12 protein-coding genes are annotated in these 13875 nt (G+C 72.9%); 5 read left to right on the top strand and 7 right to left on the bottom strand.

The features are described 5' to 3' along the window. The first annotated feature begins 233 nt into the window (after positions 1 to 233). On the top strand, positions 234 to 2294 hold the full coding sequence (locus tag RNB18_RS07960) for a PhoX family protein (RefSeq protein WP_311713420.1): 2061 nt from the start codon (positions 234 to 236) through the stop codon (positions 2292 to 2294). Positions 2295 to 2326: 32 nt separating this feature from the next. Here the strand turns inward: RNB18_RS07960 and RNB18_RS07955 are convergent, their stop codons facing one another. The 3 genes from RNB18_RS07955 to RNB18_RS07945 are packed head-to-tail and all read right to left on the bottom strand — an operon-like array spanning position 2327 to position 5982. Next, positions 2327 to 4252: an FUSC family protein gene (locus RNB18_RS07955; protein WP_311713419.1), complete on the bottom strand. Its 1926-nt coding sequence runs from the start codon at positions 4250 to 4252 to the stop codon at positions 2327 to 2329. Positions 4253 to 4274: 22 nt separating this feature from the next. Beyond that, positions 4275 to 5225, bottom strand: a complete 951-nt coding sequence (locus RNB18_RS07950; protein ID WP_311713418.1) for an endonuclease/exonuclease/phosphatase family protein — start codon at positions 5223 to 5225, stop codon at positions 4275 to 4277. A 10-nt stretch (positions 5226 to 5235) separates the two neighbouring features. Continuing rightward, entirely contained in the window at positions 5236 to 5982 is a 747-nt protein-coding gene (locus tag RNB18_RS07945) for an alpha/beta fold hydrolase (RefSeq protein ID WP_311713417.1), read from the bottom strand. Positions 5983 to 6057: 75 nt separating this feature from the next. Between RNB18_RS07945 and RNB18_RS07940 the strand changes: the two genes are divergently transcribed. Next, the gene (locus tag RNB18_RS07940) at positions 6058 to 7386 is read left to right on the top strand and encodes an aminotransferase-like domain-containing protein (RefSeq protein ID WP_311713416.1); all 1329 of its coding nucleotides are present in this window, start codon (positions 6058 to 6060) and stop codon (positions 7384 to 7386) included. Here the strand turns inward: RNB18_RS07940 and RNB18_RS07935 are convergent. Beyond that, complete coding sequence (locus RNB18_RS07935) at positions 7295 to 8125, bottom strand: hypothetical protein (RefSeq protein ID WP_311713415.1); 831 nt, start codon at positions 8123 to 8125, stop codon at positions 7295 to 7297. The two genes, RNB18_RS07940 and RNB18_RS07935, sit on opposite strands and share 92 nt — an antisense overlap. Before the next feature lie 123 nt (positions 8126 to 8248). Continuing rightward, positions 8249 to 8677 carry a hypothetical protein gene (locus RNB18_RS07930; RefSeq protein WP_311713414.1) on the bottom strand — a complete coding sequence of 143 codons (429 nt, stop codon included), beginning with the start codon at positions 8675 to 8677 and terminating at the stop codon, positions 8249 to 8251. A 234-nt stretch (positions 8678 to 8911) separates the two neighbouring features. Here RNB18_RS07930 and RNB18_RS07925 point away from each other — a divergent pair, with 234 nt between their 5' ends. After that, positions 8912 to 10069: a hypothetical protein gene (locus RNB18_RS07925; RefSeq protein WP_311713413.1), complete on the top strand. Its 1158-nt coding sequence runs from the start codon at positions 8912 to 8914 to the stop codon at positions 10067 to 10069. Here RNB18_RS07925 and RNB18_RS07920 read toward each other — a convergent pair. Next, entirely contained in the window at positions 10066 to 11301 is a 1236-nt protein-coding gene (locus RNB18_RS07920) for an amidohydrolase (RefSeq protein ID WP_311713412.1), read from the bottom strand. The two genes, RNB18_RS07925 and RNB18_RS07920, sit on opposite strands and share 4 nt — an antisense overlap. A 338-nt stretch (positions 11302 to 11639) precedes the next feature. On the opposite strand from RNB18_RS07920, the gene RNB18_RS07915 reads away from it, so the two are divergent. Continuing rightward, positions 11640 to 12200, top strand: a complete 561-nt coding sequence (locus RNB18_RS07915; RefSeq protein ID WP_311713411.1) for a tellurite resistance TerB family protein — start codon at positions 11640 to 11642, stop codon at positions 12198 to 12200. Positions 12201 to 12221: 21 nt separating this feature from the next. Here the strand turns inward: RNB18_RS07915 and RNB18_RS07910 are convergent, their stop codons facing one another. Then, entirely contained in the window at positions 12222 to 12428 is a 207-nt protein-coding gene (locus RNB18_RS07910) for a hypothetical protein (RefSeq protein WP_311713694.1), read from the bottom strand. Between the two features lie 90 nt (positions 12429 to 12518). Here RNB18_RS07910 and RNB18_RS07905 point away from each other — a divergent pair, with 90 nt between their 5' ends. Further along, complete coding sequence (locus RNB18_RS07905) at positions 12519 to 13865, top strand: helix-turn-helix domain-containing protein (RefSeq protein ID WP_311713410.1); 1347 nt, start codon at positions 12519 to 12521, stop codon at positions 13863 to 13865. Positions 13866 to 13875 lie beyond the last annotated feature (10 nt).

Raw genomic sequence — 13875 nt, 5'->3', positions numbered from 1 at the left:
TGGCCAGGACGGACACGTAAGGTTAGCGGCCCCGGATGGCGATCTTCGGCAGGGGCAGGTGCCCGGGGCTCCGGGCGTCAAGACCTACTTCCGGACTTCACCCGCGCGGGACGTCAACTCCGCTACGTCCACCCCGGGTTCATTCCCCGTTCACCGCCTCGCCCTGCTCTCGCACGGACGCACACCTACCGTCCGTCACGCGAGCTTCAAGGGGAAGCAAGGGGAGAGCAAAAGTGCGCGTACAGCTGCCGTTGATCAACACCGTCCATGGTCGGTCCGCCCTGACCTGTCGTTTCCGGTGTGGTGACGCCTGTTTCCACCCGGCGCCCAACACCTCCTCCAACCCGTACGTCGGCGACGTCATCGCCACCGCCCTCAGCCGCCGCTCGATGATGCGTGCCGCCGCCGTCGTGACGGTCGCCGCCGCGGCCGGCACCGCGGGCACCGTCGTCACGGCCCCGTCGGCCGAAGCCGCCGCCCAGCAGGCCACGGCCAAGCCCAGGCCCAAGGGCAAGGCAGCCCGCGGGCTCCGGTTCACCCCCGTCGCGCCCAACACCGCCGACACCGTGACCGTCCCGGCCGGCTACTCCCAGAACGTCGTCCTCCGCTGGGGCGAGCCCATCCTGCGCGGCGCCCCCGCCTTCGACGCGGACCGGCAGACCGCCGCCGCCCAGGCCGGCCAGTTCGGGTACAACAACGACTTCCTCGCGCTGCTGCCCCTCCCGGGCGAACGCGGCCGGCAGGTACTCGTCGCCAACCACGAGTACACCGACGAAGTGCTCATGTTCCGTGGCTACGACGCCGCCGACCCCACCCGTGAGCAGGTCGAGATCGCCTGGGCCGCGCACGGGCTGTCCGCCGTGGTCGTGGAGGAGAACAAGAAGAACGGCGCGCTCACCGTCGTACCCCGGCACCACCTCAACCGGCGCGTCACCGCCACCACCGGGTTCCGGCTGACCGGGCCCGCCGCCGGGTCCGACCTGCTGAAGACCTCCGCCGACCCCACGGGCCGGAAGGTCCTCGGCACGCTCAACAACTGCTCCGGCGGCACCACCCCCTGGGGCACCACCCTCCACGGCGAGGAGAACTTCAACCAGTACTTCGCCAACGCCGGCCGGGCCACGGACAAGCGCTACGGGATCGGGACGGGCGCCAGCGAGCGCAAGTGGGAGCGGTTCGACAAGCGGTTCGACGTCGCCCAGGAGCCCAACGAGGTGCACCGCTTCGGGTACGTCGTCGAGCTCGACCCCTACGACCCCTCCTCCGCGCCCCGCAAGCACACCGCGCTCGGCCGGTTCAAGCACGAGGGCGCGACCGTGCGGCTCACGCACGACGGGCGGCCGGTCGTGTACTCCGGGGACGACGAGCGGTTCGACTACTTCTACAAGTTCGTCGGCAGCAAGCGGATGAAGCACGGCAGCGGCAGGGCCGTGCGGGAGCACAACCTCTCCCTGCTCGACGAGGGGACCCTGTACGTCGCCCGCCTCACCGGTGACTCCCCCGCCCTCGAGATCGACGGGACCGGGAAGCTTCCCGCCGACGGCGAGTTCGACGGCGGCGGGGAGTGGATCGCGCTGGTCACCGCCACGGCGAAGGGGGACGTGTCGCATGTCGAGGGGATGACCGCCGACGAGGTGTGCGTCTTCACCCGGCTCGCCGGCGACAAGGTCGGGGCGACCAAGATGGACCGGCCCGAGGACATCGAGCCGAACCCGCACTCCGGCAAGGTGTACGTCGCGCTCACCAACAACACCAACCGCGGTGTCGGCACGAACGCCCCCGCCGACGAGGCCAACCCCCGCAACGCCAACAAGCACGGGCACATCCTCGAGCTCACCGAGCGGTGGAACCGGGCCGACAGCACGAAGTTCGCCTGGACCCTCTTCCTCGTCGCCGGGGACCCGGAGGACCCGGCCACCTACTTCGCGGGCTTCCCGAAGGAGGCCGTGAGCCCCATCTCCTGCCCGGACAACGTGGCCTTCGATCCCCACGGGAACCTGTGGATCTCCACGGACGGGAACCAGCTGGGGTCGCACGACGGGCTGTTCGGCGTCGCCACGAGGGGGGAGAGGCGGGGTGAGCTCAAGCAGTTCCTGACCGTGCCCACGGGAGCCGAGACCTGCGGCCCGCTGGTGCAGGACCGGCGGGTGCTGGTGGCGGTGCAGCACCCGGGGGAGATCAGCGGGGCGACGGTGGAGAAGCCGGCGAGCACCTGGCCCGACGGGCCGGGGAAGATCGTGCGGCCGGCGGTCGTGGCCGTGTGGCGCAGGGACGGGAGTGACATCGGCGTATAGCGGCTGCGGGTCCGTTGTGGCTGGTCGCGCACCTAGACGGGTTGCGCGACCGCCCTTGCGGCTGCGACCTCCTGCCGTAGTGGCTCCAATACGCTGCCTGCCGGGCCGGTCAGGTCGGTCCTGACCGCGTACAGGACCTCCGCCTCCCGCAAGCCTTCCGCCAGCTCACGCAGTTGCAGGGCAACTTGCTGCACCTCGGCTGTGGACGGGGCCGGCGCCCCATGCCGTACCCGCACCCTCGCCGCCGTAGTCGCGTCCACGATCCGCTCGACGGCGACGACCAGCGGCCACCAGGCCGCCGCCCGGCGTCCGGTGGGCGGCGGCTCGGTCAGGGCGCGCTGGAACTCCGTGCGGATCACCGAGAGGTCGCGGTAGAGGCGGCGGCGCATGCGGGCGCGGGCGGCGGGGTCGGGGGCGGTCCCGAACGCCGACTCCACATAGCGGGCCGTGTCGGCGACCGCGTCGGCGAGCCGGTCGCCGACCCGCGTGTGCCAGCTCTCCGGCCACAGCAGGTAACCCGCGACCAGGGCGATTCCGCAGCCCATCAGGGAGTCCAGCAGGCGGGGCATCAGCAGGGCCGTGCCCTGGTGGTTGAGGACGTCCGACAGCAGGAGGATCACGGGGGTGATCGCCGCCGTCTGGTAGCCGTAGCCGCGAGGGGTGAGCGCCGGGATCAGCGGGGCCAGCAGGAGCATCACCAGGACGTCCCACCCGCCGCGCGGCACCTGCGAGAGCACCGCCGCCGCGACCACCAGCCCCGCCACCGTGCCCAGCGCCCGCAGCAGTGCCCGCGAGAACACCGAGCCGAAGTCCGGCTTCAGCACGAAGGTGATCGTCAGGGCCACCCAGTAGGAGCGGGGGACGGGGACGAGCGAGACCAGCGCCTGGGCCAAGCCGATGCACAACGCCAGCCTCAGCCCGTAACGCCATGACGCCGCCGACAGGGCGACGTTCCGCGCGGCGCGGGCCGCCCGGACGCCGAGTGCGGCCGGGCGGCCCAGGCGGTCGTCGATGCCGCGCGGGTCCACATCCGGTACGGCGACGACCTCGGCCGCGTGGCGCAGGGCGTGGTCGACGGCCCGGGCGGTCTCCGACAGCGGCACGGGAAGACTGAGGCCTATCGGGCCCGTGTAGCCGGTCTCCACCGCCCGGGCGAGATGGCGGACCGTCTCCGGGATCTCCGGTGCCAGCGGCTCACCGGACAGGTGGGCGGCGGGGGCCGCCTCCACCACCGGGGTGATCGCGTTCAACTGGGCCAGCAGGCGGGTCAGTTCCGGGCTGCGGCCGTGGTGGCGAGCGCGCCGGGCCAGGACGAGGTCGTACGACTGGTTCAGGGACTGGGTGACGGCGCGGCGTGCCTCGTCGTACTCCGCGCGACCGCAGGCGGCCATCAGGTCGGCCACCGTCCGGTACGTGGCCGCGACCGCCGTCCGTTCCGGGACCCCGGACCTGAGCGGCCAGGCGAGCAGGGCCAGCAGCAGGACGAGGAGACCGCCGCCGGTCATCAGCAGCGGGGCGAGCCACCAGTCGCCCGGCATCGGCAGACCCGCCCCCACCACGGAGTTCAGCAGGAGCAGCAGTCCCGAGACCGAGGCCACCGCGCCGATCGTCGAGATCATCCCGGAGACGAGGGCGACGCAGGTGACCGCGACGACCGCGGTCCACCCGTGGCCGTACACCAGCGAACCGAGCGTGATGCCGACCGCGCCGAACAGCTGGGGGACCGCGATGTTGAGGATCCGCATGCGGTACGCGTCGGCGGTGTCGCCGATGACCCCGGACAGGGCGCCCATGGAGGCGAGGGCGCCGTACTCCGGCTGATCGACCGAGAGGCCGATCGCCAGGGGGAGGGTCATCGCTGTCGACGCGCGGGCCACGGCGGCCCAGTTGACGGGTGACTGCTGCGGTTGGAGGTTCCGGATCAGCCAGTCGGGCGGGGTGAGGCCGATGCGGGACATGCGGCCATTATGAACACCCAGGTCAACCGGGCCCGTGCAGGGCGATGTCCACCAGCAGGGCACGGTGGTCGGTGTCCGCCAGGTCCAGGAAGCGGGCGTCGCTCGCCGAGAAGTCCTCCGACACCAGCACGTGGTCGATCTGCGCGCCGATCGCCGGGGCGGTGCGGGCCGGCCAGGTGGGCGTGCGATCGGAGCCGGCGAGGCGGGCCGCGTCGCGCAGTCCGGTGTCGAGGATCGCGCGGAAGGCCGCATGGTCCTGGGAGGCGTTGAAATCGCCGGCCAGGACGGTCGGGGTGCGGCCCAGGGCGGCGGCGAAGTCGCGCAGCTTGCCCAACTCCCGCCGCCACACGTCCAGTTGGCCCGGCAGCGGGGGCATCGGGTGCGCGAGTTGCAGCCGTACGGCGTGACCGCGCACGTCGGCGACGGCCCCGGGCATGCCCATGATGCTCCCCGGGATCCCGGCGGCGGGCTTCAGAGGGAAGCGGCTGAGGACGACGGACCCCGCCGAGCCGGCGCCCTCCACGGACTGCCGGTACGGATAGCCCTCGGACAGGGACCGCCGCAGTGCCGCCGAGCAGCCGTGGTCGCACTCCTCCACGAACACGACGTCCGGCCTCTCCTCGCGGACGGCGGCGACGAGGGCGTCGGTGGCCCGTCCGAACTCGACGTTCGAGGTCAGGACGCGGAAGGAGGCGAGCACCCGGCCGTCCGGCTCACCGCCCTGCCCGTACGGGGCGATGAACCACGCCAGCAGCCCGAGGAGCACGCCCGCCCAGATCGTCCCGGGCCACCACCGGGTGAGCAGGGTGAGGGCCAGGCCCGCTCCGGCGGGCGCGAGCAGCCAGGGGAGGAAGGCGAGGAGCTGGGGGACGGGGGTGATGCCGTCCGTGTCGGCGAGCCGGCATCCCAGGATCACGCTCACGGCGGCGAAGAGCAGGGCGGCGCTCCAGATACCGAGCCTTCGGCGGGTCACCGTCCCGAGCCTACGAGCGGGCGTCGACCTTCGCCAGGAACTCCCCGAGCACGGCGTTGAACTCCCCCGCCCGTTCCAGGTTGGGCAGGTGCGCCGCCCCCTCGAAGACGTGCAGCTCCGACTCCGGGAGCGCCGCGTGCATGGCCTGCGCGTCGGCGACCGGCGTATAGGTGTCGTCGGCGCCCACGGCCACCAGCGCCGGGACGCTGACGCGGGTCAGCAGCTCGCGGTAGTCGGGGCGGGCGGCGCGGGCGCGCAGGGCCGCCGCGGCGGACTCCGGCCGGGTGGCCGTCATCATGCCGTGGACATGCGCCTTGACCTCGGGGGAGGCATACGGCGCGACCATCTTCTCCAGCACCTCGTCGGCGTACCCGCGCATGCCCTCGCGCAGCAGCCGGTCCGCCGTCGCGTGCCGGACCCGCACACCCTCGGGGGTGTCCGCCGCCGGGAAGGTGTCGGCGAGGACCAGACCCCGGATCCGCTCGGGGAAGTGCCGGTAGGAGTCCATGACGATCTGGCCGCCCATGGACAGGCCCGCCAGCACGCACGCCGTCACGTCCAGTTCGTCCAGCAGCGCCTCGATGTCCTCGGCGAACCGCTCGAAGCGCTCGACCGGCGCGGGCGGCACCGCGGCGCCGTAGCCGCGCAGGTCCGGGGCGACCACGCGGCGGGAGGCGGAGAACGCCTCGATCTGCGGGCGCCACATCGTGTGGTCGAAGGGGTGGCCGTGGACCAGGACCAGGGGGATCGCCGTCATGACGCCGACCCTAGGTCGGCCCGACTTCTCGGTGCAATAAAATCTTTGCCCTCAGTGCAATCACAGGGGGCCTTGGTGCACGACTACCGCCGTATCGCCGACCGCATAGCCGCCGACATCGCCACCGGACGGCTCCGGCCGGGCGAACGCCTGCCCCCGCAGCGGAAGTTCGCGCGCCGGCACGGGATCGCCGCGTCGACGGCCGAGCGGGCGTACGGCGAACTCGTACGGCGGGGCCTGGTCGTCGGCGAGGTGGGCCGTGGCACCTTCGTGAAGGCCACCGCGCCGGTGCGGCCCGGCCGGGGACTGATCGAGGATGCGGGCACCCCCGTCAACCTGGAACTCAACTACCCGTCCGCCGAAGGCCAGTCCGAGCTCCTCGCCGACGCTCTCGCGCCCCTGCTGCGCCCCGACGTCCTGACCGAGGCCCTCCGCCCGGCCGCCGCCACCGGCACACCGGCCGCCCGCGAGGCCGTGGCCGCTCTCCTCACCACCCCGGGCTGGCGCCCCGACCCGTCCCGGATCCTCTTCACCGGCAACGCCCGCCAGTCCGTCGCCGCCGCCCTCGCCTCCCTGGTGCGGCCGGGCGGCCGGGTCGGGGTCGAGGAGCTGACGTATCCCGTGGTCAAGGAGATCGCGGGCCGGCTCGGCATCACGCTGGTTCCGCTGGCCACGGACGAGGAGGGCCTGCGCCCCGAGTCGGTGGCCGCCGCCCATCGCACGGCGCCCCTGTCGGCCCTCTATGTGCAGCCGACCCTGCACAATCCGACGTCCGTGACGACCAGTGACGAGCGCAGGCGTCAACTCGCCCTAACCGTGAGCGACTTGGAACTTCCCGTCGTGGAGGACCGCATCTGGTCGTTCCTCGCGGAGAACGACGACCCCCTCGCCGCCCTCGCCCCCGCCCTCACCCACGTCGTCGACGGTCTCTCCAAGCGGGTCGCGCCCGGGCTCACCGTCGGCTTTCTCGTCGTACCGGAACAGCGGGTGGACGCGGTGGCGGACGCCGTCCGGTCCGGTGGGTGGAGTGCGGGGCGGTTCGCGCTGGAGGCGGGGGTGCGGTGGACGGTGGACGGGACCGTGGCGCGGCTGGTCGAGGCGAAGCGGGCCGATGCGGCGCGCAGGCAGCGGGTGCTGGCCGAGTGCCTGGCCGGGTTCGCCGTACGGTCCGATCCGCGCGCGTACTACGCCTGGTGGCACCTCCCGGCCCCCTGGCGGGCGGACACCTTCACGGCCGCCGCCGCGGCGCTCGGCATCGCCGTCACGCCCGGGCCCTCCTTCGCCGTCGGCCCGAACCGCACCCCGGACGCGGTCAGGCTTGGGCTCGCGTCGGCTGCTGTGCCGGATCTGGAACGGGCCCTGCGGGCCCTCGCCGGGCTCGCGGCCAGCCGTACCGACCGGTGAGCCAGCAGGCCAGAGCCACCGCCAGACCGACGGCCACGAGCAGCCAGGAGACCGTGCGCAAGGTGGCGGTCAGGGCGTCGTAGACGGCGCCCACGGCCGGGCGGTGCACCGGGTCGGGCAGATCGGTGAGGGTGAGCCGGCGGCCTACGGCGACGGCGAAGCCCAGCAGCGCGCCGCCGAGTGCGGTGCCGAGGGCGGTCGCGGTGAGGGCGCGGCGGCGGCAGGCGGCGACCGCGATCCCGGCGGCGGCGAGGACGGCGGCCGAGAGGGGCAGCCAGAAACCGGCGACTTCGAGCACGTCGTAGCCCTTCCGAAGACGGTCGAGTTGGGACGCCGGGAGCACGGCGATCTCGGTGCGGGGCAGGGCGACCCGGTGCTCCACCCGGGCGGCGATCGGGGCGATGTCGACGGTCACCTCGTGGTGGCCGCCGTCCCGGACGGCCTTCAACACGGCCTGGTGGACGGCTCTGTTGCCCTCGTCCCAGGCGGTACCGAAGGCCGGGGTCCGGGTGAAGGAGCGCACCAAGGGCCGTACCGTTTCGCCGACTTCGCCCTCCACCGCGTCCGCGACGCTGTCCCGCACGGCGGGGTCGGCGGCGAGCGGTGCCATCGTCGTGACGTACCGGCCCGTGTCGGCGAGGCCGTACGCCGCCCAGGCCGCCACCGCGCCGAAGGGCACGAGCAGGCACGCCAGGGCGATCAGGGCGGCCGACAGGGCGCCCCGGACACGAGAGGTCACCCTTCAAGCCAAAACGACCGCGGGCCGCCGCGCGAGCCGTGGAGCTGGAGATTCCGCCCTCCGGTGGAGGGTTCACCCGAACGGGTGTCTCACCCTTTCCTGGCCGGGGTCCACGTGCGTCCGCTAACGGATCCGGTTCCCCTCGCCGTCCTCGTGCGTGTAGTAGCGGTAGAAGAACACGACGAAGATCCCCGCCGCGACCGCCAGCCCCAGCGCCGTCGAGCGCAGCACGCTCTCTCCCGTCTGGCTGTACAGGAACCCGACGGCCGCCCCGGCGAAGCCGGACTTCACGGCCGAGTGGAGCTCCCGCTTCAGCAGGGGGGCGAACGTCGCCACGGCGATGCACAGCACGATGAACGCGATGGCCGTGACAAAGCCGAACAGCACGTTCCAGCCGGTGATCGGCCCGCCGTCACGGCGGTTCGCAGCGGCCCAGTAGCCGTAGACCAGCCCGAGCACGACCGGGATGCCGTACCTGGCGGCCGTGTGCACCTTGGCGCCGAAGACATCGGGTGTTCGGGCGAATCCGCCCGCGGGTGCCGCGTGAGCCATGAGAGCACTCCTCTCTCTCCACCCCCCGATACACCCCCGCCTTCCAGAGCACACCTGGGAAGGGGCCCTGGCAAGTCGAATGGCCCTACGTGCTGTCGAACCCCGCCGTCTTCGCGGTGCGCAGGGCCGACGAGCGGGCAGGAAAGGGACGTTTGCCGTCCTGGGAACTCCCCTTCGCAGCCGCAGCGGTTACCGTGCTGCCGTAAGTGATCGACGGGGGATGGGGAGGGACCGATGCCCGGAACCGTGCTGCTGCTCGCCGCCTCACCGGTGGGCAAGAGCCGTCTGGTGGACGCGGCGTCCGTGCTTCCCGTCCTCGCGGCCGTGCCGCCCGCCGTGCTCTCCGGCACCGACACGGCGAATGTCGTGGAGCTCGCCGACCCTCTGGAACCGCAGGCCGTCCTGACCCGGCTGCGCGCCGTCGCGGCCACGCCGGGCCCGCTCACCGTCTTCATCGCGGGCCAGCTCGCCCTGGACCGCCGCCAGCACCTCCCCCACCTCGCGCTGGCCCGCACCACCCCGGCCACCGTGCGCTACACCGCGCTGCCCTGGCAGTGGATCCGTGAGGAGTTCCGGCTGCGTTCCCCTGGGTCGACGACGCTCCTCGTCGACCTGCACGCCGACGCGGAGGCGTGGGGCTGGCTGCGGACGCACGCACTCGACTCCGGGCGCAACAACGCGGTGTTCGGGCGGATCGCGCCGCCGCCCTCCCGGCGTACGGTGGCCGTGCCGGCGTACATGAAGACGATCGCGACGATTCTGCGCAGCGGGTGGCGTCCGCCGGTGGAGCAGTTGCATCAGCAGGCGTTCACGAGGCTGGGCCCCGAGGCGTACGGGGACGTGGTGCTCACGGTGCCGCCCGTTCCGGTCGCCGTCCCCGGGGGCTTCGTGCCCAGACCCACGTACAGGCCCGAACCGCCTCGTCCTCAAGCGCCGGACAGGCCGAAGGCACCTGACCGTCCTCAAGAGGACCCCCACGTCCAGATCACCGCCGCCGTCCAGGCCGGCCGGCACCAGGACGCCGACGCGCTCGCCCTGGCGCACGAGCAGGCCGCCGCGCGTGCGCACGGGGTGGCGTCCGAGCAGGCCCTGCACTGGTCGGAGGTGCGGGCGGACCTGGCGATGTTCGCGCGGGACTCGGCGCGCAGCTGCCGGATCTGGCTGACCGTGGCCGAGACGCGGCTGACCGCCGGGCAGAGCCCGGATGCGCCGACCGTGGAGAAGGCCGTGGACCGTGCCCACCACCAGTGGGGGCAGGTCCGCGACAAGACCCGGGCCCAGGAACTCGGCGCCCTGCTCGCTCAGTTGCGTGCCCGCGTTCCCGGCCGTCGCCCGGGCGCCCTGGAGAACGTACAGAAGCAGTTGCGGGAGCTGCAGGCGACACCGTTCTAGACGAGGTACGCGAGCGCCCCCGACACCAGCGTCCGCACCCCCGGCGCCACCGTCGACAGGTCCGGGGCGAAGTACGGGCTGTGGTTGCTGGGGACGGCGTCGAACTTCTCCATCAGGTCCGCGCCCGGCGCCTCGTCCCAGGTGGCGGCCGGCGTGCAGGTCACGAACCAGTAGGAGTACGGGAGTTCGCCGAGCGCGAGCTTCGAGAAGTCCTCGCTGGCCATCGCCGGGCCGGGGTCGAAGACGGTGTCGGTGCCGAAGACCTCGCGGTGCACGGCGGCGATCCGGTGGTCGGTCTCCGGGTCGTTGACCGTGGCCGGGAACGAGCCGCCCAGGGTCACCTCGGGTTCGCGCGGGCAGCCCGCCGCATGGCACTCGCCCTCGGCGATCCGGCGGATCGCGGCGATCATCCGCTCCCGTACCGCCTCGGACTGGGTCCGCAGGTTCAGGGAGATACGGGCGGTGGCGGGGATGATGTTCGGGGCCGTGCCCGCCTCGATCCGGCCGACGGTCAGCACGGCCGACTCGCGCGGCTTGATCTCCCGGCTGACGACCGTCTGGAGCCGCGTGACGATGTAGGCGGCCGTGACGACCGGGTCGACCGTCGTCTCGGGGCGCGAGCCGTGGCCGCCCCGGCCGTGCACCACGATCTCCACGTCCGTCGTCGCCGACATGATCAGGCCCGGCACATGCGCGTACAGTCCCGCCGGGCCCGGTACCGCGTGCTGGCCGAGCAGGACGTCCGGGCGCGGAACACGGTCGTAGAGCCCGTCGGCGACCATCGCGGCCGCCCCGCCGCCGGCCTCCTCGGCGGGCTGGCCGACCAAGAGCAGCGTTCCGGACCAGGCGTCCCGGCCGTCCGCGAGTGCCTTCGCCGCCCCCGCCAGCCAGGTCACGTGCAGGTCGTGCCCGCAGGCGTGCATCACCCCGGGCGACTTCGAGGCGTACGGCAGCCCGGTCCGCTCCTCCACCGGCAGCGCGTCCATGTCGGCGCGCAGCAGGACGGTGGGCCCGTCGCCGTTGCGCAACAGGCCCACGACGCCGGTGCCGCCGACGCCCTCGGCCGTCTCGAAACCGGCCGCCTTCAGCCGCTCGACGAGCCGGGCCGCCGTCCGGTGCTCCTCGAACGACAGCTCGGGATGGCGGTGCAGGTCCCGGTAGAAGTCCTCGAGGCCGGGGACGGGGAGGTCCGAGGTGAGCTCCAGGGCGGTGCGGGCCGAGGCAGAGGTCATGGCGATCAGGGTGCCACTCACGTGGAGGTCTCACCATGGGCCGGGCGGTCGGGGAGGCCCGTGCCTCAGAAACCCAGGACGGCGGAGGGGCGGTCCTCGTTCACGTTGCTGACCCCGTCGATCCGTTGTGGGTGCTGGAGAAGGTGGGCGGGCGGGCGGCGCAGGGCTGAGCCGGGCGCAGTGGCGGACCTGCGTTCCGGAGGTGCCGTACCGGCGCGTGTGCGGCTGACTCGGTCGGCTCGGTCGGCTCGTCCGGTTCGGTCGGCTTGGGGGAACCTTTACCCGGGCCCGGCCGTTGCCGGGGTGAGATCACTCAGACGAGTACGAAGGTGACGTCAATGGCACTGTTCGACCGGCTCAAGGACCAGGCCAAGAACCTGCAGCAGCAGGCGCAGGGCGGGCGCGGCACGACGACCGGTGGGGCCGGACACGGCGGTTCGCACGGCTCGCGCGGCGGTTCGCGCGCCCAGCTCGTCGGTGTGCTGAAGACGCAGCTCGGCTCCCTCAAGACCGAGCTGAAGAGCGGTGCCTACCGCGACGCCAGCATGGCGATGTGCGCCCTGGTCGCGGCGGCGGACGGCCACGTGGACGCGGCCGAGATCCAGCAGATGGAGTCGCTGATCCTCGGTAACGAGGTGTTGCAGAACTTCCCGCCGGAGCAGCTGCGCACCCGCTTCCACAAGCATGTGGACCAGCTCACCCGCAACTTCCCGCAGGGCAAGGCGGAGGCGCTCCAGGACATCGCCAAGGCCGCCAAGAAGCCCACCGAGGCGCGCGCGGTGATCCAGACCGGCATCGTCATCGCCGGTGCCGACGGTCACTTCTCCCAGGCGGAGCAGTCGATCCTGAGGGAGGCCTGCGCGACCCTGGGCCTGCAGCCCGCGGAGTTCCAGCTCTGAGGACCGCTTCCTCAGCCGGCCTCACTCCGACAGGGGCCGGGTGACCTGCTGGACCTGATGTGCCTGCTCGGCCGGTCGCTCCCCCGCCGCCCTCGCCGGCCCCGCGTTGGCAGCCAGGACCAGTGTGGCCACGGCCACGACCGCGGCGGCGAAACCCCTGGCGTAGCGCGCGGTGGTACTGGTGCGTTCGAGCACGGCGACCTCGCAGCGGTGGCGGTGAGTACCCATGGCGGTGACGACGTATTAAGCAGGGTTAATACGCCGTTTAACCTAGGGGCTGCGAGAGCCGAACGGCAAGAGGTGCTTGGGGAGTTGGCCATGTCGGAGCGGGACGACCCGGGCGTCATCGGGCGACGGGTGCAGCAACTGCGGGTCGAACGCGGACTGACACAGAAACAGCTGGCCGAACCGGCGTACACACCGGCCTACATCTCCACCCTGGAGTCCGGTCGGGTGCGCCCCTCCGACGACGCGCTCCGGCATCTCGCCGACCGCCTCGGCGTCGGGTTCGAGGAACTGACGACCGGCCGTCCGGCCCGTCTCGTCACCGATCTGCGCCTGCGCCTCACCGAGGCCCAGCGCACCCTCGCCACCGGCGAGGCCGAGGAGTCCGCCGCGCAGTACGGCCGCCTGCTCGCCGAGGCCGACGCGCTCGACCTCGCCGAGGTGCGGGCCGCCGCCCTGCTCGGGCTCGGGGAGTGCGCCGTGGAGACGGGCGAACTCCGCGCCGCACGCCAGTACTTCGAGCAGGCCGAGAAGGCCCTCGGGGACGACGTACCCCTGCCCGCCCGCGTTCCCGCCCTGCGCGGACGCGCCGTCGCCCACTACCTCACCGGTGAACTCCGCTACTCCGTCTACCTGTTGGAATCCACCATCGACGAGCTCAACCGCGGTGGCCTCCACGACCCCGACGCCCTGCTCCTCCTCTACGCGAGCGTCATCGGCCCCTACATGGACATGGGCGCCCACGCCCGCGCCGCCCAGGCCGCCGAACTCGCCCTGGCGCTGGCCCCGCAGGCCGGTGACCCCGCCCTCGTCGCCCGGATGCACCGGTCCGTCGCCCGCACCCTGCTCGCCGAGGGCCGACTCGCCGAGGCCGACGCCTCCCTCGCCAAGGCCGCCGAGCTCTACCGCCGGCTCCAGATCCGTACCGAGCTCGCCAACTGCCACTGGATGCGCGGATACGTCTACGCCCAGAACGGCGAACTGGAGCGCGCCGAGGACGAGTTGAGGCAGGCTCTCGACATGCTCTCCGCCAAGCGGGCCGCCCTCTACTCCAGCCAGGCCGCCGTCGAGCTCGCCGATGTGCTGCACCGGCGCGGCAAGTCCGACGAGGCCGCCGCCCTGCTCCACGACGTGCTCAGCGACCTCAGCTCCGAGCGCGGCGCCCTGCACTCCGCCGCCGCCCACCGCCTCCTCGGGATCATCGCCGAGGACGCCCGGGACACCGAGGCCGCCGAGGAGCACTACGTCCGCGCCCTGAGCCTCCTGGAGCGGGCCGGCGCCGCCGGTGACCTGGCCGACCTGTGCCGGCTGCTGGGCGATCTGCTGCGCCGTACGGGAAGAGTCGAGGCGGCACTGGACGCGTACCGGACGGGCCTCGGACACCGTACGGCCCCCGGCACCACCACCCTCGGACCCGCACCCGCACAGCCCCCTCTGTGAGGATTCCGGG

The sequence above is a fragment of the Streptomyces doebereineriae genome (genome assembly GCF_031845645.1).
GTDB lineage: Bacteria > Actinomycetota > Actinomycetes > Streptomycetales > Streptomycetaceae > Streptomyces > Streptomyces canus.
Note: the sequence above shows the minus strand (reverse complement) of the source record. Positions and strands in the feature narration are given on the sequence as shown.